Here is a 24735-nt window from a genome sequence, read left to right as displayed (position 1 = left end):
TATTATATTTGCAACTTTTAAAATCAAAATTTAAACGCATAGCGAAAAACGCTGGCTGTAAACAATACGATCATGAAAGCAGGAATTGTAGGATTACCAAATGTAGGGAAATCAACTTTATTTAATTGTTTGTCAAATGCTAAGGCACAAAGTGCGAACTTTCCGTTTTGTACTATTGAACCTAATATTGGTGTGGTAAATGTACCGGATCCCAGAATTGCCAGATTAGAGGAATTAGTAAAACCGGAACGTGTGCAAATGGCTACTGTAGATATTGTAGATATTGCCGGTTTGGTAAAAGGGGCCAGTAAAGGAGAAGGTTTAGGGAATCAATTTCTTGGAAATATTAGAGAATGTAATGCAATTATTCATGTTTTACGTTGTTTTGACAATGACAATATCGTTCACGTAGACGGAAATGTAAACCCGATTCGTGATAAGGAAACCATCGATATCGAATTACAGTTAAAAGATTTAGAAACTGTCGAAAAACGTTTGGAAAAAGTAAATCGTGCTGCAAAAACCGGTAATAAAGAAGCACAAACCGAAAAAGCTTTATTAGACAGAATTAAAGAAGCTTTGTTACAGGCTAAATCTGCCAGAACTGTTGTTCCGCAAACGAATGATGAGGAAGCTTTAATGGAAGAATTTCAACTGATTACAACCAAACCGGTTTTGTATGTATGTAATGTAGATGAAGCTGCTGCAGTAAATGGAAATAAATATGTAGATCAGGTACGCGAATTAGTAAAAGATGAAAATGCTGAAGTGATTGTGCTTTCAGTGGGTGCTGAGGCTGATATTACAGAATTAGAAAGTTATGAAGAGCGTCAGGTTTTCTTAGAAGATTTAGGATTGTCTGAGCCGGGATCGGCTGTGTTAATTCGTGCAGCTTATAAATTATTAAACCTGCAAACCTATTTTACAGCAGGAGTAAAAGAAGTTCGTGCCTGGACCATCAATATTGGAGATACAGCACCTAAAGCTGCCGGAGTTATTCATACTGATTTTGAAAAAGGATTCATTCGCGCTGAAGTTATTGCTTATGAAGATTTCTCCAACTATGGCTCTGAATCTAAAGTAAAAGAAGCCGGAAAATTAAGAGTAGAAGGAAAAGAGTATATTGTTAAGGATGGTGATGTGATGCATTTTAGGTTTAACGTATAGTTTTTTTTAGAAAGATACTTAGATAATGTAGAGGCTGTTCAGAAAACAGCCTCTTTTTTTATGCTTACTTTTATAAAACAGCTTCTTTTTTAGAAGTTACAGACATTAATAGCTGAGCTGTTTTTACGATATTTTCAGACAGGCTGGTCATCCAGATGAGTTGTTCGATAACCAATTGAGCTTCCTGCATTTTGATTTGATACGCTTCCTCATCAATAAGTTTTATTTGTTTGAGTTCTTTAGCACGAATGTTTTTCAATTCGGTAAGTCTTTGATCCAGATCTTCATTAGAAGCTGCCGCTATCGAATCAAAATGTTGCTTTTCTAATATATTCATTGCAAACTCTAAATTTTCAATAACCTTATCTACAACTACATTAAAGGCTTTTGAAGCTTCTGTTGTTTTATGGGACTGAATGTAAGTTCCTAATGAAGCAATAGAAGATAATAAAGAATGATTGAGCACTGTCAGTTTGTATACTTGGGCAAGTTTGTTTTGTTTGGATTTAGGCTCCTGTAACATTCTTTGAAAAGAAGCCATTAAATTCCCAATTTCGATAAAAGCCTGTTTTCGTGCAAGACGGTATTCGGTAGGAACTTCTCCTTTTTTATTGTACAGTGTAGATATTTCTTTTAAATAATTCCTGTTGGCTTCTATTGCGTTTTTAATATACTCTGGAAGATTTAAAAATTCCCACGATGGCCATAAAAAATAATTGGCTAAAAGACACAGAATTGCTCCCACAATAGTATCTAAAATGCGGTATTCAATTACATTACCATTATCAGGAGCCAGAATTCCATAAATCAGAATGACATAAATAGTAATAAAGGTAGCTCCGATTTTGTAGTTAGTGGGATTGAAGGAAAAGCCCAGAAGCATGGCAATGATAGCAACTGTACTGATGACATAAGAATCATGAACTACCGAAAGAATTCCAAAAGCAATAACGCCACCCACTAATGTCCCGAAAATTCGATGGTAGGTGCGCTCATTAGTGAGTCCGAATCCTTGTTTCATAATCACAACAATAGTCAGGATTATCCAATATACATTTTCTAACGGAAGTACTTTTCCAATCATATATCCCAATAGAATAGTGATTGTTATTCGGAGCGAATGTCTGAAAACAGTGGATGAAAAACTTAAATTCTCAGTAAATGTACTCAGTGGATAATATTGCGGTTTGATAAATTTTTCGATATCCTTATCTCTTCCTTTCAGGTCTTTTGAGTTAATGTTATCTGTATATGCACGCTCCAGAGTGATGATTTTTTCCACCTGTTTTTCGGCATAATGCAACATGGTAATCAGCATTAAAACTTCTTCTGAGGAGGATTCGGTCTGAATATTTTTTTTATAATCTTTAATAGTAAGTTCAAACTGATGTAAATCTTCAATTAAATTGTGTCTGGACTCATAAGCTTTAGCATCTTCAATACTTTTAGAAATTAGTTTCAGGCTTTTAGCAAGATTATAGGCTAAATTCTGATAGGTTTGTAAAGCTTTGGGATAGCCGTCAAATTTTTGATGCAATTTATTATGGTCAAAAGAAGTAGCCATCGCCAGTTCTAATATTTCTACTAATGAAATAAAACTCAGCAGCATTTTTCTGTTTTGCCCCGATGAACCTGATTTGGTTCTGTTAGTAACAAGGATTTCCCGAATGTTTTCGTGTAGTACATTTAGTTCCACTTGAAAATGCAGTTGTTTCTTGGTTATGGCTTTCCTGTCGGAATTTAATTCCCATAAATCTCCGCGTAATTTCAGATATTTTGCCGTCAGACGCATGCATTCTGCCATTTGTAATTCTACATAGCGATTGGGTTTGATGTGAAAAAAAATGACTGAGATTAAGGTATAAAATAATCCTCCAATTAATAATAGTCCGGAATACCTAAGCATTTCCCAACCTGAATTTAAATGAGCAAAAGCCAGCGAAAGGGATAGCAGTGCCGAAAAAGAAACCATGGTGGCCCGTTGTCCGTAGACTAAAATCATCGAAACACAAAAAACCAGTAAAAGCAATACAGGATAAAATAACCACGGCAGCGGATAACAAAGATTGATAATTAGGTTTACGCCGGCGATAATAAAAGAAGTCACCAGTAAACCATTAATTTTATGTTTTAAATTACTTGGAATATCACTTGGAAAAGTAAAAAAAGCCCCTAAAGCAATGGTAAAGCCTATTTGAAAATTGCCCAGATAAGAAAATAATAAAACAGGAGAGACAGCGGCAATAGTAACTTTTAGTGCATTACTGAATTCAGTACTCGAAAAAAATTTCTGAATTTTTGAAATCATAAATTTAGGATTATCTGCAAAGGTATGAATTGTACGATTTATCAATGAGATAAATGAAATTGTTTTTTTAAGATTAAATTTAAAGATACTATTTATTCTCATTCACTTTAAGCATTGTTTAAATTTTACTATTTTTGGCAATCCTAATTTAGGCGTTACAATCTTTATCAGGTTAATAATTTTTAATACAACAACAATGATTTTACCAATTGTAGGATATGGTGATCCGGTTTTAAGAAAAGTAGGAGAGGATATAACTTCCGGATATCCTAACTTGAAAGAAACAATTGCCAACATGTACGAAACAATGTATAACGCATCCGGAGTAGGGCTGGCAGCGCCACAAGTAGGAATAGCAATTCGTTTATTTGTAATAGACGCTACCCCTTTTAGCGATGACGAAGATTTACATGCTGATCAGCAAAAACAATTAAAAGGTTTTAAACGTACTTTTATTAATGCTAAAATCATTAAGGAAGAAGGAAATGACTGGTCTTTTAATGAAGGTTGTCTGAGTATACCTGATGTTCGTGAAGATGTATACCGCAAAGAAAAAATTACTATCGAATATTGCGAAGAGGATTTTGTGATGAAAACGGAAGTTTTTGACGGATTGATTGCAAGAGTTATCCAGCATGAATACGATCATATTGAGGGTGTGTTGTTTACCGATAAAATCTCATCACTTAAAAAACGATTAATCAAAGGAAAGTTAAAGAATATCATGGAAGGGAAAACTTTTCAGGATTACAGAATGCGATTCTTTGCTAAAAAAGGAAGATAAAAACCTTTTTTGGTATTGTTTTTGACAAAGTAGCGACAGAAAAAATAAAATGAATTCTTAATAATAATTATAAAAGCATGAATTTAGATAAAGTATTAGCGATTTCAGGAAAACCGGGTTTATATGTTTTAAAAGTACAAACGCGTACTGGTTTTGTAGCAGAATCATTAGCAGATGGTAAAAAAATCACTGTAAACTTAAAAAGTAATGTGAGTTTGTTATCTGAAATTTCAGTGTACACTTACGAAGGTGAAAAACCATTGAAAGAAGTGATGAGCAGCATCGCTGAAAAAGAAAATAAAGGTCCTGCTATTTCTCACAAAGAAGATCCTGCAACTTTAGCGGCTTATTTCAAAGAGGTTTTACCAAACTATGATGAGGAAAGAGTTTATGCTTCAGATATCAAGAAAATTTTAAACTGGTACAACACCTTGCAGGCTAAAGGATTAGTTGTTGAGGAGACTCCTGCAGAAGAAGTAGCAAAAGCAGCAGTTGCTGAGACAGTTCCGGCTGAAAAACCAAAAAAAGCTAAAAAAGTAACGGAATAATTATTTTTTAATAATATAAAAATCCTGTGTTCTAAACGGCTTAGAACACAGGATTTCTTATTTTTACACCAAACTAAATCCAATGAACGCGAGACAAATTCAACTACAGGCTTTTGAAAGATTATTAGACATCATGGACGATTTGCGTGAAAAATGTCCCTGGGATAAAAAACAAACCCTGCAAACCCTTAGGCATCTTACTATTGAAGAAACCTATGAGCTGGGTGATGCCATTTTAGATAATGATTTAAACGAAGTCAAAAAAGAGTTGGGGGATTTGTTATTGCATATCGTTTTTTATGCTAAGATTGGCAGTGAAACCAACGATTTTGATATTGCCGATGTGTGTAATGAAATTTGTGAAAAACTCATTCACCGTCATCCGCATATTTATAGCGATACCGTTGTAAAAGATGAAGAAGAAGTCAAGCAAAACTGGGAAAAGCTTAAGCTCAAAGAAGGGAAAAAATCGGTTTTGCAAGGAGTTCCCAGAAGTTTACCGGCATTGGTAAAAGCCAGCAGAATTCAGGATAAGGTAAAAGGAGTAGGTTTTGACTGGGAAGAACCGCATCAGGTTTGGGACAAAGTGCAGGAAGAATTAGAAGAACTGCAAGTTGAGGTAAAATCAGGGAATCCGGATAAAATAGAAGCCGAATTTGGTGATGTTTTGTTCTCCATGATTAATTATGCCCGTTTTTTAAAGGTTAATCCGGAAGATGCCTTAGAGCGGACTAATAAAAAATTCATTAAACGTTTTCAATATCTGGAAAGCAAAGCAGGAGAATTAGGAAAATCACTCTCTGATATGACTTTGGCAGAGATGGATGTTTTTTGGGAAGAAGCCAAAAAGCTTTAAAAAAATAGATTTTATAAATCATAATTTGGAACTTAAAAGATAATAAAATCAAATGAGTCAAGGCTATACTGAGTTTTTTCGGATGAATTTATTCTTAATTTTTTAAAAAATACTTTTGTACTTTTGATGAAAGCCTAATTTTATAAAAAGGCTATTATTTACAGATTTCATCTTAAAGAATATTGATTTTTTTTATTAAAAAAAATAACTGGGGAATAATTACTAATTTCCCAAGACAGCCGGTTATACTACCTTCTTATCACTTCTCAAAAGGAAAATTACTGTCTGTTAAATAGAACACCGTTTTTAATTTTCTCTTGAATTATAGTATTGTTTTTTGCTAACTTTAGTTTTTAGAGCTAACAATTGCCCGTAAATACTATAATCAGATATAAAAATAAACTTAAATGAAGTAGCGTTTTTTATATCTAAAATACTCTTTTTAAATCCATGAAAAAAATTAATTGCCTCGTTCTCGTTTTTACAATTATTCCTTTTTTGGCGTTCAGCCAAATTAAAAATCGCGTTTTTTTACCTAAATATGAAGCTTTATTGCATACAGCTTTAGAAAAATCCGGAGACAGAAAAGACTCCTTACAATATTTTTTAAACACCGTGCCCAAAAAGCATTACGAAGCAGCTTCTTTTCTTATTGCTTATATGCCCGAACGTGATTTGAAATCCTTATCTATTCCTTATATAAAAGATCAGATTGATGGCGCTTATAAGGTAAAAAAAGAATTTTCATGGTGTGCTAAATTACCGGATTCTATTTTTTTTAATGAAGTGTTGCCCTATTATTGTTTTGATGAAAACAGGGATAACTGGAGAAATGATTTTTATTTAAAGTTTTCGCCACTAGTTAAAGACAGTAAAAACGTTAGGGAAGCGATTAAAGCTGTTGCCACTAATATTCGAAATGTTTTATCAGTTGATTATAATGTAAATCGCAGTATTGTAAATATTAGTCCGTTTCAATCTATAAAGGAAAAAATGGCTACCTGTACCGGACTTTCTTTTCTCTTGGTGGATGCTTTCAGGTCGGTTGGAATTCCTGCCCGCATGGCGGGTACTCCTATGTGGACCAATATGAAAGGAAATCACAGCTGGGTAGAAGTGTGGGTGGATGGTCAATGGTATTTTACTGAATACTATCCGGAAGATTTGAACAAAGCCTGGTTTTTAGCTGATGCCGGAAGAGCTGATATATCCAATCCGAGACACTGGATTTATGCCTCTTCTTATAAGCCAAAAGAAACTTATTTCAGATTAGAATGGGATACACTTTCTACAGCTATTCATGCCGAAAATGTTACTAAAAGATACATTGATTTGTATGAAAAAGAGAAAGTCTTAGAAAACTTAAAACCTGATGAAGTATGGATTAGTTTACAACTTTATAAATCGGATAAAGATTTAAAACGTGTGTCAGAGAAAATTGCTATAGAAAGAGACGGGAAGGAATTGGATTTTGGATTTTCTCCTTCGCCTATTGACGATTTAAATAAGTTTCTAAAATTTAAAGTAACAAAGAATACCACTTACCAATTTGTTTATTTAGATAATAGAGGTAAAGAAAAACACAGTGATATTACTGTAAAAGATAAAGAGGAACTATTTACTTTATATAAAAATTAAAGTTTTTTTAGAATAAAAAAATGAGGCTGCCCGAAAAATAATTTCGGACAGCCCTCTTAGATATTCTATGTGGAATCTGATTTTTGGAAATACTACCAGTTTTTACTCCATGGACCAAAATTTTTGTATGCCGGTCCTGTTAATTTTTGTCTTTCAGAACCACCAATTTTTACTTCAACCAGTTCTTTATTTGTAGTTTCTTTCCAGACTTGTTGATTTTTATATGCTGGTCCCTGCAGTGCTTTTTTATTATTTTCAGAGTATATTTTAGTAGGTGCTGTTTTGTGCATCCAATGCTTGTAATTCTTGTAAGCAGGACCTTTTAAATCACTCTGTTTTACATTGTCTTTTTCCTGTGCAAAGGCACCAAAAGAAATTAATAAGACTCCTAAAATTAATGCTATATTTTTCATGACTATTACTTTTTTTGTTCTTAACAAAGTTACATTCAGTAATAGCATTTCAGAATTATGGGAATCTACTCAATTTGCATCCGTATAAATACGGATATTGTGGTTTTTAAGGGTTAAATCAAATTCATTTTTGCCGCTTTTTTAATGAGTTCAGCAGTGTTTTTTACTTCCAGTTTTTTTAAAATATTGGCGCGGTGTGTTTCAATGGTGCGGGAACTCACAAAGAGTTTAGTTGCAATTTCTTTAGTAGTTAATCCCTTGGCAATCAATCCTAAAACTTCGGTTTCTTTATTGGATAAAATATTTTCACTGATACTTTGCGTTGACATAAAGTTGATCATCTTTTCAGAAATTTCGGCGCTGAAATATTTTTTACCTTTAGCAACGCTTCTTATGGCGAGTATCAATTCTGATTCGTCAGTGTTTTTTAATAAATAACCGTAAGCACCCATTTTAGCACATTTGGCAATATAATTACCATCATTATGCATTGAAATAACAATAGGTTTGATGTTATAATTGATGTCTTTTATTTCTTTTAAAACCTGAAAACCATCCATATTAGGCATGGTAATATCCAGCAGTACAATATCGGCTTCAAATGAGCTATTGATAAGCTCCATAAATTCCAGACCATCAGCAACACTTTTAACGATTTTGATGTCGTCATGCTTTCTTAAAAGCTCTGCAAGTCCGTTTCTGAAAAGTTCATGATCGTCGGCTATAATTAATCTAATCTCATTCATCGGTAGCTGTTTGTTGTTTTTATAGGTTCAGTAATTCAACATTTTTATCAATGTTTATTGCTGTTATTCCTGTTGGTATAATGATTTTAATTGTAAATAATTTTATAATTCTATAGGTAATTCAATTTCAAAGGTAGAATTTCCGGGAGCTGCATTGATGGTAATGGTACCATTGCAGATTTCCACTCGTTCTTTGATATTGATAATTCCCAAACCTAATTTCACCGTGTTTAAATCAAACCCAATACCATCATCAAAATAAAAAAGAGAAATAAAATCATCAAATTCTGAAAGTGTAATCCGGATATTTTTAGCATCAGCATGTTTTAATGAATTATTAATCAGCTCCTGACTTATTCTGAAAAGATTAATAGCCTGATGATTGGTAATATTAGAATTTTCCTGTTGGGTCAAATCTTCATATTCAATAGTTACTGTTGTTGATTTTTTTAGACTCTCGATAAAGTTTGTTAACGTAACACCAATTCCAAAGTCATCTATAGAAGCAGGCATCAACGCATTAGACATCAATCGGATTTCAGAAATGGTATCATCAACTATTTTCTTCATTTCTGATTTTTTTACTTCATTTTGCACTCTGTTTTCAATATAATGTTTCAAAGAGGTGAGATACGGACCTATCCCATCATGGAGCTCGCGGGCAAGTCGGCGTCTTTCATTTTCCATTCCGTTTACCAGCATTCTTTTGGATATTATCCGGGTATTTTCTTCATTATTTCGAAACTCAATAAGTTTGTCACGCATTGCTAAAAGACTTTTTCCCAGCAAATCATTCGGACTTTTAGGTTTAAAATCACTATGTAAATTCATTTTGCCAATATCATCTGAGAATTTTACGGCACCCTGTAAAGAAGCTTTTAAATGGGCCAGTGCATCAAACATTTCTTTTATTTCCTTCGAATTTTTTATAAATTCATTGGTCTGATTATAGTCTCCTTCTGCCATAATCCGGAGGCTTTTTTGCATATTTTTAATCGGGTTGGTAATAATTTTTGTCAGAAACAGAGAAAGCATCACCGCCAGTAAAAAAATAGCAAGCGTTAAACCTGCAAGTCTTTCCCGGAGTTCTTTTAAGGGAATTGTCACCTCGTCAACATCTATTTCAGAAAGAATAACCATCTTTAACTTTCCTACTACAATCTGACTGTATACACTGTAGACATCAATGCCCCGGTAATCCTCAAAAACACCTCTGCTGTTTTTCCCTTTTATAGCATTGGTTACGCCTTTTGTTTTTACCAATATCGTATAAGGTGTTTTATTTGGGTAAAAACGCGATTGCGAACGCATTCTAAAATCCTGACCTACCAGATAGGATTCGCCACTGTCGCCCATTCCGGTACGTTCCAACAGTATTTTTTTTATTTTGTTATAATCTAAAACCTTAATCCGGGTTCTTTTTTTCGAATTGGAGATAAAAGCGATTGTCGTTTTTTTAGCAATATGATAGGGAGTCAAATCATAAATTCCATTGCCTTTTTTGATGCTGTCCGGAAGCTTTAATAAGGAGATGTCACTATTTTGACTGAACACCCCTGAAGTTTCAAAGCGCTCCCATTCTGATTTTAATAAATGTTCTATCTGGTTTTGCTTCAGTGTTTTAATCGAATTTAATTGCAGTAAAATACGATCATTCAAAACGTTGGAAAACTGTTGGTACGAAGAAAAAGACAATAAAGCAATGACTAAGGCGATCAGGCTATTAATGATAATCAGTATCAGTGTTTTGAGATGCATATTTCCCTTTTTTAATTCATGTAAATATACTTCGTTTGCCGTTTTAAAAGAAATTTTAAAGCAATAGTTCGGCTTAATTTTCTGTAAATTGTACGTCCTTGATAGAATTTAATCGTACAGTTGTTTTGCTTATGAAGGAAACATCTCAGCAAGTGACTCTATAAAATATTTTTATTGCTCACTATTGTGGGCGCGGAAAATATTTCCGCCTATGGTTGTGTTGAGATATGCGTGCGGTCGGGTTCCAGTGCGCAGATACTTATAATTATCTTTAAAATTTAGCTTTTAAAAGAGGTTGTGAAAATGCTAACCTTGTTAGCCGCTGGTATCATTGCTTTTTTACACTGGAAATCAATTCTTTTAAAGGTCGTTTAAATTTTAGATAATTTTCCGGCATCTGAAGAAAAGGTGCTAATGTAAAACTAAATTTGTGATCTCCATTAAAAACCCAATAATTTCCTTCAAGATTGCCATCGCTAGTCGTTAAGTTGTCTTGTTCATTATGATTAACAGAAAATTGATTTTTATTTTCATCATACCAAATTCCTAAATTTCTTAAATCCTTTTCATTTGAATATTTAAGTATTAAATGTGGCTGAATTGCATTTTTTACAGGCGTAAAATCAAAACTTTTCATAGTAAAACTATCTAATTCTCCGGACCAATTTGTATGTCCTTTTTTTAATTCAGATAACTTATTCCATTCTTCCAGAATCAATACACTGTCTTTTTCTGTTTGTACAATAGAAAAAAGACCTTCTTGAATTATTTCAATTTCTTTTTTTTCAGGGTAAATCGTTATGGTAGTTTTATCAGCAGCAATTCTAGAGTCTTCAATTCCAAAAAAAGAAGCTAAGGCAAAAAATATTACTTTTATTTGTTCCATTCGTTAGTATTTGTCAATTAAGTCTTAGTAATTTGCAGCTAAGGTTTAGTTGGTACGCAGGTTGGGATAAAAATACAATAGTTTTCCATTAAGCAGTAATTATGCAATTACAAAACTAACTTTAAATAAGCACCAGGCCAAATTTGCGATTACTTGCAGTTAAGGGGAGAAATTTTTAAGCTTAAGATTTTCTCACAAACTTGTCATGCTGACGAAGGAAGCATCCATTAGGGAATGTTTTTAATTTCCGCATTGCAAATGCTACGATTTGTGTTTTAATGTAAGTAGGCACTCGTTGCAAACGAGCACCAGAGGGATTGTTTTTTATGATTACTTTTTAAGAGAGTTGAGCAACAGCTATCGCTGCTAGTGGCTGGCAATTTAAAAAATAAAATATTCTTTAAGATCATTTAGTAAAGTTCTCCCTTTATAATATGCTGTCCAATTGGTTTCAATAAATCTTTCACCTGTTTCTTTATCAAAACGCTCTTTGAAATAATATTTTTGATTCTCGATTGTTTGTCTAGCATAATCTTCAAAATTAGACCAATTACCTATAATGTCTGTTAGATGTGTATCAATCAGATTATCATAATCTTTTATTTCAAATGAGTTATTAAATCTATTAGATATGACGCTCGTTATAGAATGTCTCGCATTAAAACGAACATTAGATGAATCTGACTTTATATGAATAATCTTTTCGAAGGCCTTTAAACAAAAAATGTATTTTCTAAAATTAGAAGTGTCTGGTAAAATAGAATCAAAAGTTGGTTTATTGAAGAAATTAGCAACGCTTCCAGCTCTCGCTTGTACTGGATTATTTTGGGAAGCAAGACAAATTCGAATAAAATGTTCTCTGTCAATTATTTTTGATCTATCTATATAACCACTTCTTATTCCATCACCAAACTCACCACGTTTGCGTTCATAAAACATACCAAAATCTTGATATATTAATTTTTGTAATTCTATTTGTACTTTGTCATTAGCTCTTCTATCGGCTTCGAAAACTGGCGATTGTTGATTTGTTGCAATAGAGATTTGTTCAATAAGTTTTAATTTGTTTTCTTCAAAATTCTTCGAATCATTCTCTTCTATGTTAAACGAAATTATTTTGAGAAGGACTTCTTTATTTTCAAATATATGTAGTGTATCATTTTTTAAAAATCGATCGTACAAAATACTAAGAGTATAGGCAGTTTGTCCGCCATTTATAATTTGTGGATTGGTCACCAAAACTTCAGCTTTATTTTTTTTACCAACTTTATCACTATAAACCGTGTCATCTGAAAGCATAGTAATTCCATTATTAAATAGAGCAAATTCATTTGTATTAAAATCAGTTATTGATTTTGAAATCTTTTCATTAATACTTCCTGCTGAAAGATCTAAATAACTTCTTGGATTGAATTTTAATATTGAGTTTTTATATTTCGATAGTATTTTTGCAATTTCAACAGTTGGTACAAATAATGCATTAACTGTACATTCAGAATATTTTGTTACAGGATAATATTGAATACGATGACCAGCACTATTTCTGTCAACATTAATTGTTATTTTTAATTCTGAAATATTGTAGTAAGAGCCTGAAACTAATGGAAAGACAAGTTCAGAATAGATTCTTTGAAAATTGTAAACATCTACAGGATAACCACCAGTTAATTTATTTAGTTTCGGTCGTAAACTAGATTTAACATTTGCAAGCAAAATAATTTCATAACTATATTTTGGAAGATCTGAAATTGATTGAAGATGTTTAATTAGATTTTGTATTTTCCTGTTATATTTAATCCCATCTTCACCTTCTTCCTCTCCTTCAACTATTCTTCCAATATCCATTGATAATAACTCTTCAAAAGTTATATCTTTATTTTCAAAATTCAAATCTGAATTTCTAAATTTAGATTGAATGAAGTAAAGTTTTTTATTTTCCTGATCTACATAGTATGCGTCAATTCCTCCGTCGTAGCCATCGTCGGTGATGTAATTTTCTCGTTCATTAAATTCAATAAGCCCAAAAGTTACTTTTAAATATAAGTGAATAAATGCTCTTCCTCTTGCGTTTTCTAATTTTTCAACTTCTTCTGCCTTTGGATGGTAACGAACATAGTTTAGAGGAGCTTCTAATCTCAAGCTATCTATAATTCTTAATAAGTCAGAATATTGCGTCATATTTAATATGGTTTTTTATGTGTCATGAGGTTTGCTTGCTACTAACTAGTTTTATACATTAAACTAAACTAGTTTTACTCTAATATGGCATGTTATACGCCTATTTTTGTTTTTATTATTGCGTATATTTTTAATTATATTTTACAAAAGTAAAAATATTTCTTACATACACAAAAACAGCCGCTTTAAAAACGGCTGTGAATAGTTATTATATATATTTTCTGTCCCGAAGATTCGGGACTGCGTTCTGAAATCTGCTATCTGCTTTCTAAAATCTTGCAATCTTCTCTTTCCAACCCTGATAACCTTTACTTGGTAAATCGTTATTAGCATTAGCCAAAACCTGTTCGGTTTGTTGTTTATTAATTTCCGAAAGTTGGGAGATACTTTCATAAACACCACTTTTTAATCCTGATAAATAGGCAGCTCCTAAAGCAGAAACATCAGGATTGCGTTGTTTGTTCAATGGAATTCCTAGTAAATCTGCCACAAAATGAATCACAAACTGGTTTTGCGTCATACCGCCATTTACTGAAATGGATTTTAAAGCCGCCTGCATGTCTTGTTCCATGGCTTGCACCACATCTTTAATTTGGTACGGAATACTTTCCAGAGCTGCACGTACAATATGATTTTTAGTAGTGCCAAATGTCATTCCCTCAATAGATGCTTTTCGGCTCATTTGCCAGTGTGGCGCGCCCAGTCCGCTAAAAGCCGGAATCAGATACACTCCGGCATTATCTGCAATTGCGGCTGCCATAGCTGCTGTTTCGGCAGGCGAGGAGAACAATTGCAGTTCGTTTTTCAGCCATTCAATAGTCGAACCACAGGAAACGATAGCACCTTCAAGCGCATAATCCACACGGTTTTCGGTACTCCAGCAAATGGTTGTCAGCATCCCGGAATCGGATAAAACGGCTTTATCGCCTATATTCATCATGATCGAACTTCCTGTTCCCAGCGTAACTTTAGCAGTCCCTTTTTCGAAACAACCTTCTCCAAAAGTAGCCGCATGCGAATCGCCAATAAGGGAAGTCATGGGAATCGAAAACTGATTTTCTAAGTTTAAAATTTCTCCCCATTTAATTATCCCAAAATCATGCGAAGAAGGGCAGGGCTGCGGCAAATTTAAGTTGGAAAGATCCCATTTTTCTAAAATTTCAGCATCCCATTGTAAGTTATGAATATTAAAAAGTAAAGTTCTGCAGGCATTGGTATAATCAGTTTTAAAAACGGTTCCATAGGTTAATTTATATAAAATCCAACAATCTACAGTTCCAAAATAAACTTCGCCGTTTACTACTTTTTCTTTTAATTCTATATCATTTTCAAGCAACCAAAGCAATTTAGTACCCGAAAAATAAGGGTCTAACAGCAAACCTGTTTTTTGTTTGATAAGGTCATTTTGTCCTTTTTCAATTAAATCCGTACAAATCCCAATGGAGCGTTTACAAGCCCAAACGACTGCCGGAGCCAAAGCTTTTCCTTCTTTGTCCCAAAGCACAAAAGTTTCTCTTTGATTACTAATCCCGCAGGAAACAATATTGTGAATATCCAGTCCCTTTCGGGTGAAATCATTCATGCATTCGGTTACCGAATCCAGTACATTTTGATAAATATCTTCCGGATTTTGCTCCACAAAACCATTGTCAAAATAATTAGTTTTTAAGTCCACACTGCCTTTGGCGGCAGCCTGACCTAATTCGTCAAAAATGATGGTTTTGGTACTGCTGGTACCCTGGTCTATGGCGAGAATGTATTTTTTCATTTGTATAATTTAGTATAAAATGGTCTTCGACAGGCTCAGACTGACAAGGGATTAATTTTAGAATTATTGTCACACTGAGCTTGTCGAAGTGCTTATTTAAATAGGTGTTCGTGAATTTTTAATAAATTTTCCACCCGTAAGGAAAAAAAGATTTTTTTTTTTTAATAATTTCAAACAGGCTCTAAGTGTTAGTTTCTTAAGATCAAAAAATAGGTTACTTATTTTTCTGATTCATTTTATCAATAATCACTGCCAATAAAATCACAATTCCTTTTACTACCTGTTGCCAGAAAGGTGAAACATCAAGCAATACTAATCCGTTATTTAAAACTCCGATGATGATGGCACCAATAACAGTTCCGGTTACGGTTCCTACACCGCCCGAAAGCGAAGTTCCTCCAATTACTACTGCGGCAATCGAATCCAGTTCGTAACTCATACCGGCATTGGGCTGTGCTGAATTTAGTCTGGAAGTAACTAAAATACCGCCTACAGCAGCCATCATTCCGGCTATTCCATAAACCGCCAGTTTGATTTTGTTGATGCTGATTCCGGATAAAAAAGCTGCTTTCTCATTCCCTCCAATAGCATAAATATAACGTCCAAAAGTAGTTTTATTGGTTAGAAAAACCACAATTAAAACCATAATGAGTGAAATCCAGACCGGAACGGGGATGCCTAAAATCCAGCCGGAACCAATAAATTCAAACTTAGGACCTAAGTTGGAAATAGGAATTCCTTCGGTGTAAAGCATGGTCAAACCGCGGGCAATTGTCAGCATAGCGAGTGTGGCGACAAAGGGCGGGATGGCAAATTTAGTGATGACCCAGCCATTGAACAAGCCCAGCGCCATTCCGATGAGCATGGCCGCTAAAATGGCGCCCAGAACGGTAAATCCAACAAATAAATCCAAGGATTCAAATACGAGTCCGTTTTTTAATACTCCTGCACAAACAGCAGCTGAAAGTCCTAAAACAGAACCTACAGAAAGGTCTATTCCTGCCATTAAAACGACTAAGGTCATACCTACAGAAATGCAAACATTGACAGAAATCTGTCGTAATACATTCCACAGATTGGTGCTCGTCATGAACTTATCAGACAGCAGACTAATAAATAAGCACAGCAGGAATAAGGCAATTAACGATTGCGATTTTTTAACAAGGGGGTGGTTTAAGGTGATGTTCATAATTATTCAGGTAAGGCTGATTTTAATAATTTATCTTCGTTGGCTTCTGCGGCTAAATAGGAGGCTTTAATCTTTCCTTCGGCCATTACTAAAATCCGATCCGAAAGCGCAAGGATTTCGGGAATTTCAGAGGAAACTAAAAGAATACTCATTTGGTTGGCAGCGAGTATTTTGATGAGGTTGTAAATTTCGTTTTTAGCATTAATATCGATTCCTCGGGTAGGCTCATCCATCATTAAAATCTGCGGATTGGTTGCGAGCCATTTGGCTAAAACTACTTTTTGTTGATTTCCGCCACTCAGGTTCTGGCACAATTGTGTTTCTGACGGCGTTTTGATGCTTAATTTTTCGATATAATCTTTTGCAGAAGCCCTCTCCTTGGAGGCATGTAAAAGTCCCAAAGAAGCAAGCTGCGTCAGGCTGATATTCGACGATATATCCATGCCTAAAACCAATCCTTCTGTTTTGCGGTCTTCGGTTACAAAAGCCAATCCGTTTTCAATGGCATTCTTAGGTTGTTTATGGATGGCTTTTACTCCGTTAATTTCGATAATACTTTCGCTATGGTTAGGATGCATGCCAAAAATAGTTTCCAGAAGTTCTGTTCTTCCGGCTCCCATTAATCCAAAAATCCCCAGAATTTCTCCTTTTTTTAATTCGAAAGAAATGTCTTCAAGTATTTTTCTGTTTTTGACCACTGGATTGTTAAGATTCAAATCCTGAACCTTTAAGACTGTATCATGGAATACTGCGCTGGTATCTTTTTTCTCAATAAGTACTTCACGCCCTACCATTTTGCGGATTAAATCCTGTTCGGTAGTGGTTTTCATTTCGCCGGCATCAATGGTATTTCCGTCTCTTAAAACCGTGTAATGTTCTGCAATTCGGAATAATTCGTCCATTTTATGCGAAATGTAAACAATCGTTTTTCCTTCGGATTTTAATTGTTCAATGATGCGGTGCAGGTTTTCAATTTCCTTATCACTCAAAGCCGATGTGGGTTCGTCCATCAGAATGATGTCGGCATTCGACAATAAAGCTTTGGCAATTTCGACCAATTGCTGTTCGCCTACTTTTAGTTTTTGAACTAAAGTTTTAGGAGAAACATTCAGCTGAATTTTTTCGAAAATTATTCTGGCTTCTGCCTCCATTTTTGCGGTATCCAGAAGTCCAAAAGTGTTTAAAATTTCTCTTCCTAAAAATAAATTTTCGGTTACACTGAGCTCAGGAATTAAATTCAGTTCCTGATGAATGATGGCAATTCCGGCCTGCTGAGCTTCTTTAATACTTGAAAAAGTAACAGTTTCACCATTCAGTTTTATTTCGCCATCGTATTCAGTGTAAGCGCCTGTCAAAATTTTCAGCAAGGTCGATTTACCCGCACCATTTTCTCCCAGTATAGCGTTTACTTTTGCAGGATAAAATTTGAAATTTACCTGATTCAGTACTTTTACACCCGGGAATTCTTTTGATATTTTAACTGCTTCTAACAATTTATTGGAGTTTTATTTGAGACGGAATGACGGTTATTTTTTCTCGTAAATTTTGATTTTTATTTAGTTTTATAGCTCCGTTAAAGCGGATGCTGTCACCCAGTTTAACTTTGCTGATTTCTTGTGGAATGACTTCATTTCGAATAATATCGTTCAGAGATTCAGAAACTTTATTAAACTCTGAATTGGTTTTAAAATCAGTCAGTTTTACCAATCCGGAAGCATCGCGGATAGCATTTCCAAAAATGTATTTGGTATCAATGTAAATAATACCATTCTTTTCATCGGCAATAGTGTAAAGTCCGTCTTTAATATCGATAATTTTTCCGGTACTCTGAATCATAAAATAAGCCGAATTTCCTATTCCCAGACGGTTTCCATACTTTTCAAAAGTAGGTTCAGGGTTGACTTTCATCATAGAACTCAAATCTGTCAGGGAAATTTTTTCGCTTTTCAGAATCCCTTTGTAATAAATGGAATCAGCATAAGCTCTGAAGTCAAAATTTTCTTTTTTTGCTGCTTTAACCACACTCAGTTTTTTAAAGTACACCGAATTGTATCCTAAAGTAAGCACAATCAGCAGTCCTAAAATATACGCATATCTTTTTTTCATAATTAATAGTCTTTTATGTTTGCTGCGTTTACTAATTCTACTTCAACAGGTACTCTTTGAGGAAAATCCCGTCTGCCTTTAAAATATTCATCGGCGTATTTAGCAGCAGTTTCTGCCATTACTACCGGAAACTGCATTCCTGTTGCCACAATTTTCTTTTCACGAATTTTTTCAATTACGTCACCGGCTCCGTCAAAACCAAATATTTTAACTTTATAGGCTTTTCCCGCCGATTGTAAAGCCTGAAAAGCACCCATAGCCATAGCATCATTGCCACAAAAAACAGCATCGATATCAGGATTTGCCTGCATAATGGTTTCCAGCACTTCCATCGCTTTGTTTCGGTCGAAATTGCCGCTTTGCTGTGCAACCATTTTTAAATTTGGAAATTTGTCCACCACTGAATGAAAACCGCCCGAACGTGCCCAGGTATTATTATCGCCCACTAAACCTAAAATTTCTACATAATTTCCTTTTTCTTTTAGCTCTTTTACAAATTCAATTCCTATAGCCACGCAGCCCGAATAATTGTCCGAAAGAATCTGGCTCGTAGCCGCATCATCAGCATTGATTTCTCTGTCCATACAAAACACAGGGATTCCGGCTGTTTTGGCTTTTAGAACATTCGAAATAGAACCATCAGAATCGGTTGGGTTCAGCAAAATAGCATCATAACCCGAGGAAATCAGGTTTTCAAAATTGTCTGATTCTACCGCAGGGTTATTTTGCGAATCGAATATTTTAGCTTCATAGCCCAGTTTCTCAGCATTTTTAGCGGCTGATTCGGCCAGCATTACAAACCACGGATTGTTTAAAGTAGAAACCACAACCGCAATTTTCGGTTTTTCGGACTTGTCTTTTGAAGAACATCCAAAAACAAAAATTACAGTCAAAACAAGTAAAGCAAACGATCTTATTTTCATAATTTAATTAGGTTTAAAGCAGTGTTTTTTAATCCTTCGCCAGAAATGCCATAATGATTAAAAATTTCAATTTGTGAACCTGAAACAGTATGATCATCCGGTAGGCCTACAATTTTGAATGTATTTGTACAGCCGTTCTGGAACAATAAAGATGCTACTGCTTCGCCTAATCCGCCATTGACAGAATGTTCTTCGGCAGTAATTATGGGTTTTCCCATAGCAGCAGCGGCCAGTAATAATTCGGTATCCAAAGGCTTGATAGTATGCAAACTGATTATTTTACAGGAGATTTGGTGGTCTTTTTGCAGTAATCTTGCCGCTTCAACACAAGGCAGAACGGCTTCTCCGGTAGCAATAAAAGTCAAATCATTCCCTTCCTGAATGACACGTCCTTTTCCAATTTTAAAATCAGAAGGATTGGGGTTTTGTTGCAAATTTTCCGGCATTCCTTTTTTTCCAAAACGAATGTAAACCGGACTTGTCATTTGGGCAGCTGCTTTAATGGCTTCGGCAGTTTCAAAATTATCGGCTGGAGCTACAATGGTAATATTATTGATGGCTCTGAGCACCGCATAATCATGCAGACTGTGGTGTGTGGTTCCTAAAGCACCATAGCTTACGCCGGCGCTAATCCCGATTAATTTTACAGGATTATCAGAATAGGCCACGTCATTTTTGATTTGTTCCAAGGCTCTGGCGGTTAAAAAACAGGCTGGAGAAACCGCAAATGCTTTCTTGCCCATACTGGCTAATCCTGCGGCAACACCTACCAGGTTTTGTTCGGCAATACCCACTTCAACAATCTGTTCGGGATATTTTTGCCCAAAAGGCACTAGTTTTCCTGAGCCACGAGAATCGCTCGTAACTACCATAATATCTTTATCTGTTGCGGCTAAATTTTGAAGTACTTCTGAAAAAACTTCCAAATTTGCTGCAGCTGCTGTTTTTGTTTCTTCCATTATTTTAAGACAGTTTCTAGTTCTTGTAATTGCAGGTCTAATTCTTTCATAGCCGAATCATATTGCTCTTCTGAAGGTACACCATGATGCCATTTTAATACATTTTCCATGTAGCTGATTCCTTTTCCCTTTGTAGTATGTGCAATGATAAAAGTTGGTTTTCCTTCTACTAATGGCAAGCTGTTAAGGGTTTTTGAAAGCTCTTCCAGATTGTGTCCGTCTACATGTTTTACAGCCCAGCCAAAAGCTTCAATTTTTTGATCAATTGGCTCTAAGCCCATCACATCAGCATTGGGAGCGGTAATTTGTAGTTTATTATAATCTAAAATAGCACACAGATTGTCCAGCTTATAGTGAGCAGCAAACATCATCGCTTCCCAGTTAGAACCTTCAGCCATTTCTCCATCTCCCAGTACAGTAAAAACTTTTACAGCCGAATTGTCTTTTTTTGCTGCTAATGCGGCGCCGGATGAGATAGGTAAACCATGTCCGAGTCCGCCGGTGTTTTGTTCAATTCCGGGAATCGATTTGGTAGGATGTCCTATGTATGGAGAATTGTATTGGCACATAGTCAGCAAATCTTCTTCAGGGAAAAAGCCTTTGTCGGCTAAAACAACATACAAAGCTTCCACACTATGGCCTTTACTCTGAATGAAGCGGTCTCTGTCATTAGAATCAAAATTTTCAGGGGAAACGTTCATGACATCATTGTACAGCACATTCAGAATGTCTAAAATAGACAAACTTCCTCCTGTATGTCCTGCCTTAGCATGGTAGATGTATTGGAGCACTTTCTTTCTGTTCTCGATTGATTTTCGTTTTAATTCTTCTAGCTGCATTTTCTTAGTTTTTAGTGTTTGTAAACTTCCCAACCCATATAGTTTCCAAGTGCTTCCTCTAAAATAGCGGCTGTTTTTGAAGCATTCATTACTACGTGGTGTTCGAATCCGTTTTTACAAATGTATTGCATTAATCCTTGTAAGTCAGGTATTTGAGCTACGGCTCTGTTCCCAAAAGTATTGAGTTCGTCATTCGTTAATTCGCCTTCGCCAATGTATACTTTGATGATTCCCTTAGGATCATCGGTACTGATTCTTCCGTAAGTAAGTGGCATAGAAGGTGTTCTTCCGTCCAGCGCACCATAGGTATTTTCCACACCCACAGAAGTTCCCAGAATAGGAGCGGTGCTTAATGAAATGTCCGGCAGGAATGATTTGGCCCAGTTGCCACAGTGGAATAAAACACATTTTTCAGGATCGTCGGCATAATTGTTATTCCAGTCTACTAAGGCACTTGGAGAACCTGAAGCCAATTGCATGGCATACATACTCAAAGTCCCGGTAACATCAACCTCACAGGCACTTGGTAACATGTTTTCGCTCATGATACTCATGCTCGTACATACATTACAACCATAATTTTGCTGTAAGGAAGTCCAACATTGGATAGCAGTAGCATCAAGCGCGTATTCTTCCATGTATTCTTTTAAAACCACATCCAGTTTGGCAATTTGAATCATGGCTTCATTTGGGGTTTTGCCTTGAGCCACATAAGCATTGATAGATTCTAAATGCGCTTTTACTTTAGCATCATCAGCTGTTAATTTATTGGCTTTTCCTAAAATTTCTGACAAGTCAAATGTGGTTACTGTAACCCCGTGTCTTTGTAATATTTTTTCTGAATAACGAACGGTGTTAAAAGCTCCAGGTCTTGCTCCGATAGCTCCGATACGCACATTACGCATTCCTTTTACCACACGGCAAACGGCTGTAAAATCCAGTAAATCTTTATGAAAAACAGGATTAGACGGACTCATTACGTGTTGAGATGTCAATGAATATTTAATTCCGTATTGATATAAATTGTTACAAACAGAAATTTTACCGCACCAGGAATCACGTCTGTTTACTACGTTCATTTTAGTTAGCTCATCCGGATACGCCTGAATTAATACCGGAACATTCAGATTAGCCAATTTTAAAGTATCAGCTACTCCTTTTTCATCTCCGAAATTTGGCAGTAAGACCAGCACACCCATGATTTCATTTTGGTGTTTTTTGAATAAATCGGCACATTTTTGCGCTTCTTTATAGGTTTCCACACCGCCCAGTTTAGTGTCATTACTGTCTAATAAAATAGGTTTGATGTTTAACTTTTCAAAAACTTCAATAATTTCTGTTCTTGCTTTTTCTACTAAACTGTCCGGGAAAAAATCTCTGTTTCCTATGATTACTCCTAATGTTGATGTTGTCATTTTTTTATTGCTTTGGTTTTTTGTCTTTTTTTATTTTTATGTTTAGGATACGATTACTTCTATTTCGTTATCCATGAATACCTGTTTGTGTTTTTCTTCAATCTTGTTGTCTGTTATGATATAATCAATTAAAGATAAGGCACCTAAACTGGCTAAAGCACTTTTGCCCATTTTAGTACTGTCGGCAACCAGATAAGTAACTTCTGCGGCTTCAATCATCGCTTTTTTTACTACTAAATCACTGATACTAGGGTAGGTAAGTCCTGATTTTAATGAGATTCCGGCTGTGGCCAAAAATAATTTCTGCACATTAAGACCTTTGAAAAAATCAGCGGCTTTTTGACCGGTTAGTGACAATGTTGGCGGTTTGAATTCGCCTCCGGTCATAATTACTTCAATATCAGGATCAGTTCCTAATAATAATGCAATATTTAAAGCATTGGTGATTACGGTTAATTGTTTAAAGCCTTTTAGTTTTTTGGCTATTTCGGTAGTGGTAGAACCCGAATCCAGAATAATGGTATCTCCGTTTTCAATAAATTCTAAGCATTTTTGGGCAATTGCCGATTTTTGTTCCAGATTTTCCTGACGTTGTAATGAAAAGCTTCGTACCTGATCTTCAACGTTTTTGATACTTGCTCCCCCGTGTTCTTTTAAAATGAGTCCCTCACTTTCTAATTTTTCAAGGTCCTGACGTACCGTTACTTCTGTAACTTTGAATAGGCGGGCGAGATCGATTACTTTAGCAAATCCGTCTTCTTTTAACAGTTCTAAAATTTTCTCCCTTCGTTGATTTGGCAACATGTTTTGTTTTCTTTAGTGTTAGTGTAAAAACAAATATAAAAGAAAATAAAAGAAAGAAAAAGAAAATAAACGTTAATTTTTGATAGAATGTATTAATTTTAAGAAGCTATTATAAAATTCGAAAAAAATAGGGGTTTTTATTGTCTACAAGATTGCAAAGCTTTCAAGTTTTGTTTAGTATTTTTCGCAAACTTGTCATGCCGACGAAGGAAGCATCTCATGAAGGAAATTCGATTTTCTTATTGTTAAGGGTACGGATTGCTTCGTCAATTCGCAATCACTACAGGTAAATTCCAATCAACGTTTAGTGTATATCCTTGCAATCGGGTTTTCATAGCCTTAGTTTAGTGAGATTGCTACGCTATCGTTCGCAATGACTTAAACCGCTTAATATGTCATTGCTAGGAACGAAACAATCTTATTCAGTAATTTCAATTTTTTTTATGAAAACGGGTAAGGATTTATGTTTAGTAAACCGCGTTGCAAACGCTACGATTTATCTATTTATGTAAGTAGGCACTCGTTGCAAACGAGCGCCAGATGGGAGAAAATAATTTGTGGTAAAGAGTCAATAAAAAACTTAACTCATCTTTTTCAACTTAAGAATATCTTTCAGGATAATTTTTTTTCCTTTTAATTCAATCAAACCTAATTTATTAAAATCAGATAATAAACGAATACAGCTTTCGGTAGCAGTACCAATTATACTGGCGATTTCGTCGCGGCTGAGTTGGATTTTAAGTGTGTCATCTTCATTTTTACCAAAAGTATCCTGAAGATAGAGCAGGGTTTCTGCAAGGCGTTCTTTAACGGTTTTTTGAGCCATATTCACCATCTGGCTGTCGGCTTCTTTCAGGTCTCCGCAGATGGTTCTCATCACGTTCATAGAAAACTGATTGTTTTTGTCAAAAAAGCCCATGATTTCACTTTTTGGAACAAAACATACCTGCATGTCCTCAAGTGCTACGGCACTCAGGTTTACCGGTTCGTCACTAATCATCGAGCGTTGTCCCAGAAGTTCTCCTTTGGTAACTAATTTTACAATATGGTCTTTGCCGTTTGGGCTCAGTTTAGTGAGTTTACAAACACCGTCTTTAATACAAAAAATACCATTTACATTCTCTCCTTCTTCAAAAATGACTTCACCTTTTTTCACCAAACGGGACGTTTTGCACTCGGCAAGTTTTACTAATTCGTCTTTGTTTAGTGCTTTTAAAGAGCTGAATTCTCTAACGATACATTGTTCGCATTTACTCATTTTAAAGGAAGTTTAATTGTCGTTGTAAAAACTGTTAGTTGGAATAATAGACGTCAGTTCGAGTGTTTTTTTTGTGTAGTAAAAACGGAACAAAAAATGTATCGAGAACTGTTTTTGATGTAATCTTTCTTGTTTTCGATACGATCCCTACCAAAAGCGGAATCCCTCGTACTAACGAAAAATTATCATCAA

General features: G+C 35.0%; 21 protein-coding genes. 5 read left to right on the top strand and 16 right to left on the bottom strand.

Annotated elements, in window-relative coordinates; all coding sequences use genetic code 11:
- Positions 1-72 precede the first annotated feature (72 nt).
- A complete protein-coding gene (ychF, locus tag ABS764_RS11945; RefSeq protein ID WP_408082031.1) occupies positions 73-1167 on the top strand; it encodes a redox-regulated ATPase YchF in 1095 nt (364 codons plus the stop codon).
- Positions 1168-1237: 70 nt separating this feature from the next.
- Here ychF and ABS764_RS11940 read toward each other — a convergent pair whose 3' ends face one another.
- On the bottom strand, positions 1238-3475 hold the full coding sequence (locus ABS764_RS11940; RefSeq protein ID WP_408082030.1) for an FUSC family protein: 2238 nt from the start codon (positions 3473-3475) through the stop codon (positions 1238-1240).
- Positions 3476-3671: 196 nt separating this feature from the next.
- Here ABS764_RS11940 and def point away from each other — a divergent pair, with 196 nt between their 5' ends.
- The 4 genes from def to ABS764_RS11920 all read left to right on the top strand — a co-directional run bounded on the left by def (position 3672) and on the right by ABS764_RS11920 (position 7301).
- Positions 3672-4259: a peptide deformylase gene (gene def, locus ABS764_RS11935; RefSeq protein WP_408082029.1), complete on the top strand. Its 588-nt coding sequence runs from the start codon at positions 3672-3674 to the stop codon at positions 4257-4259.
- A gap of 77 nt (positions 4260-4336) precedes the next feature.
- The gene (locus ABS764_RS11930) at positions 4337-4807 is read left to right on the top strand and encodes a DUF5606 family protein (RefSeq protein ID WP_408082028.1); all 471 of its coding nucleotides are present in this window, start codon (positions 4337-4339) and stop codon (positions 4805-4807) included.
- Positions 4808-4889: 82 nt separating this feature from the next.
- Entirely contained in the window at positions 4890-5663 is a 774-nt protein-coding gene (gene mazG, locus ABS764_RS11925) for a nucleoside triphosphate pyrophosphohydrolase (RefSeq protein ID WP_408082027.1), read from the top strand.
- 450 nt (positions 5664-6113) lie between these two features.
- A complete protein-coding gene (locus ABS764_RS11920) occupies positions 6114-7301 on the top strand; it encodes a transglutaminase-like domain-containing protein (RefSeq protein WP_408082026.1) in 1188 nt (395 codons plus the stop codon).
- 92 nt (positions 7302-7393) lie between these two features.
- Here the strand turns inward: ABS764_RS11920 and ABS764_RS11915 are convergent, their stop codons facing one another.
- The 15 genes from ABS764_RS11915 to ABS764_RS11845 form a co-directional block, all read right to left on the bottom strand.
- The gene (locus ABS764_RS11915) at positions 7394-7714 is read right to left on the bottom strand and encodes a hypothetical protein (protein WP_408082025.1); all 321 of its coding nucleotides are present in this window, start codon (positions 7712-7714) and stop codon (positions 7394-7396) included.
- Positions 7715-7827: 113 nt separating this feature from the next.
- Entirely contained in the window at positions 7828-8460 is a 633-nt protein-coding gene (locus ABS764_RS11910) for a response regulator (RefSeq protein ID WP_408082024.1), read from the bottom strand.
- A 102-nt stretch (positions 8461-8562) separates the two neighbouring features.
- Positions 8563-10218 (bottom strand): sensor histidine kinase, encoded by a 1656-nt coding sequence (locus ABS764_RS11905; RefSeq protein WP_408082023.1) that lies wholly within the window; start codon positions 10216-10218, stop codon positions 8563-8565.
- A 328-nt stretch (positions 10219-10546) separates the two neighbouring features.
- Positions 10547-11104, bottom strand: coding sequence for a hypothetical protein (locus ABS764_RS11900; protein ID WP_408082022.1), 558 nt, complete (start codon positions 11102-11104; stop codon positions 10547-10549).
- A gap of 381 nt (positions 11105-11485) precedes the next feature.
- Positions 11486-13282: an AIPR family protein gene (locus tag ABS764_RS11895; RefSeq protein ID WP_408082021.1), complete on the bottom strand. Its 1797-nt coding sequence runs from the start codon at positions 13280-13282 to the stop codon at positions 11486-11488.
- 268 nt (positions 13283-13550) lie between these two features.
- Positions 13551-15050 carry an FGGY family carbohydrate kinase gene (locus ABS764_RS11890; protein ID WP_408082020.1) on the bottom strand — a complete coding sequence of 500 codons (1500 nt, stop codon included), beginning with the start codon at positions 15048-15050 and terminating at the stop codon, positions 13551-13553.
- A gap of 214 nt (positions 15051-15264) precedes the next feature.
- Positions 15265-16239 carry an ABC transporter permease gene (locus ABS764_RS11885; protein WP_408082019.1) on the bottom strand — a complete coding sequence of 325 codons (975 nt, stop codon included), beginning with the start codon at positions 16237-16239 and terminating at the stop codon, positions 15265-15267.
- A gap of 2 nt (positions 16240-16241) precedes the next feature.
- Positions 16242-17732, bottom strand: a complete 1491-nt coding sequence (locus ABS764_RS11880; protein WP_408082018.1) for a sugar ABC transporter ATP-binding protein — start codon at positions 17730-17732, stop codon at positions 16242-16244.
- Position 17733: 1 nt separating this feature from the next.
- Positions 17734-18345, bottom strand: coding sequence for a DUF2291 domain-containing protein (locus tag ABS764_RS11875; protein ID WP_408082017.1), 612 nt, complete (start codon positions 18343-18345; stop codon positions 17734-17736).
- 2 nt (positions 18346-18347) lie between these two features.
- A complete protein-coding gene (locus tag ABS764_RS11870; RefSeq protein ID WP_408082016.1) occupies positions 18348-19268 on the bottom strand; it encodes a D-ribose ABC transporter substrate-binding protein in 921 nt (306 codons plus the stop codon).
- The gene (locus ABS764_RS11865) at positions 19265-20227 is read right to left on the bottom strand and encodes a transketolase family protein (protein WP_408082015.1); all 963 of its coding nucleotides are present in this window, start codon (positions 20225-20227) and stop codon (positions 19265-19267) included. The genes ABS764_RS11870 and ABS764_RS11865 overlap by 4 nt, the downstream gene beginning before the upstream one ends.
- The gene (locus ABS764_RS11860) at positions 20227-21066 is read right to left on the bottom strand and encodes a transketolase (protein ID WP_408082014.1); all 840 of its coding nucleotides are present in this window, start codon (positions 21064-21066) and stop codon (positions 20227-20229) included. Before ABS764_RS11860 ends, ABS764_RS11865 begins: the two co-directional genes overlap by 1 nt.
- A gap of 11 nt (positions 21067-21077) precedes the next feature.
- Positions 21078-22481 carry an L-fucose/L-arabinose isomerase family protein gene (locus ABS764_RS11855; RefSeq protein WP_408082013.1) on the bottom strand — a complete coding sequence of 468 codons (1404 nt, stop codon included), beginning with the start codon at positions 22479-22481 and terminating at the stop codon, positions 21078-21080.
- 42 nt (positions 22482-22523) lie between these two features.
- The gene (locus tag ABS764_RS11850) at positions 22524-23285 is read right to left on the bottom strand and encodes a DeoR/GlpR family DNA-binding transcription regulator (protein ID WP_408082012.1); all 762 of its coding nucleotides are present in this window, start codon (positions 23283-23285) and stop codon (positions 22524-22526) included.
- Between the two features lie 580 nt (positions 23286-23865).
- Complete coding sequence (locus ABS764_RS11845) at positions 23866-24543, bottom strand: Crp/Fnr family transcriptional regulator (protein ID WP_408082011.1); 678 nt, start codon at positions 24541-24543, stop codon at positions 23866-23868.
- Positions 24544-24735: the final 192 nt, after the last annotated feature.

It is taken from the genome of Flavobacterium plantiphilum, from assembly GCF_046000495.1.
GTDB lineage: Bacteria > Bacteroidota > Bacteroidia > Flavobacteriales > Flavobacteriaceae > Flavobacterium > Flavobacterium plantiphilum.
The sequence above is the reverse complement of the archived record's forward strand: the minus strand, read 5'-3'. Positions and strand labels throughout refer to the sequence as shown.

Coding starts and splice junctions, on each gene's coding strand:
- ychF (WP_408082031.1), top strand. CDS start 73: ATGAAAGCAGGAATTGTAGGATTACCAAATGTAGGGAAATCAACTTTA.
- ABS764_RS11940 (WP_408082030.1), bottom strand. CDS start 3,475: ATGATTTCAAAAATTCAGAAATTTTTTTCGAGTACTGAATTCAGTAAT.
- def (WP_408082029.1), top strand. CDS start 3,672: ATGATTTTACCAATTGTAGGATATGGTGATCCGGTTTTAAGAAAAGTA.
- ABS764_RS11930 (WP_408082028.1), top strand. CDS start 4,337: ATGAATTTAGATAAAGTATTAGCGATTTCAGGAAAACCGGGTTTATAT.
- mazG (WP_408082027.1), top strand. CDS start 4,890: ATGAACGCGAGACAAATTCAACTACAGGCTTTTGAAAGATTATTAGAC.
- ABS764_RS11920 (WP_408082026.1), top strand. CDS start 6,114: ATGAAAAAAATTAATTGCCTCGTTCTCGTTTTTACAATTATTCCTTTT.
- ABS764_RS11915 (WP_408082025.1), bottom strand. CDS start 7,714: ATGAAAAATATAGCATTAATTTTAGGAGTCTTATTAATTTCTTTTGGT.
- ABS764_RS11910 (WP_408082024.1), bottom strand. CDS start 8,460: ATGAATGAGATTAGATTAATTATAGCCGACGATCATGAACTTTTCAGA.
- ABS764_RS11905 (WP_408082023.1), bottom strand. CDS start 10,218: ATGCATCTCAAAACACTGATACTGATTATCATTAATAGCCTGATCGCC.
- ABS764_RS11900 (WP_408082022.1), bottom strand. CDS start 11,104: ATGGAACAAATAAAAGTAATATTTTTTGCCTTAGCTTCTTTTTTTGGA.
- ABS764_RS11895 (WP_408082021.1), bottom strand. CDS start 13,282: ATGACGCAATATTCTGACTTATTAAGAATTATAGATAGCTTGAGATTA.
- ABS764_RS11890 (WP_408082020.1), bottom strand. CDS start 15,050: ATGAAAAAATACATTCTCGCCATAGACCAGGGTACCAGCAGTACCAAA.
- ABS764_RS11885 (WP_408082019.1), bottom strand. CDS start 16,239: ATGAACATCACCTTAAACCACCCCCTTGTTAAAAAATCGCAATCGTTA.
- ABS764_RS11875 (WP_408082017.1), bottom strand. CDS start 18,345: ATGAAAAAAAGATATGCGTATATTTTAGGACTGCTGATTGTGCTTACT.
- ABS764_RS11870 (WP_408082016.1), bottom strand. CDS start 19,268: ATGAAAATAAGATCGTTTGCTTTACTTGTTTTGACTGTAATTTTTGTT.
- ABS764_RS11865 (WP_408082015.1), bottom strand. CDS start 20,227: ATGGAAGAAACAAAAACAGCAGCTGCAGCAAATTTGGAAGTTTTTTCA.
- ABS764_RS11860 (WP_408082014.1), bottom strand. CDS start 21,066: ATGCAGCTAGAAGAATTAAAACGAAAATCAATCGAGAACAGAAAGAAA.
- ABS764_RS11855 (WP_408082013.1), bottom strand. CDS start 22,481: ATGACAACATCAACATTAGGAGTAATCATAGGAAACAGAGATTTTTTC.
- ABS764_RS11850 (WP_408082012.1), bottom strand. CDS start 23,285: ATGTTGCCAAATCAACGAAGGGAGAAAATTTTAGAACTGTTAAAAGAA.
- ABS764_RS11845 (WP_408082011.1), bottom strand. CDS start 24,543: ATGAGTAAATGCGAACAATGTATCGTTAGAGAATTCAGCTCTTTAAAA.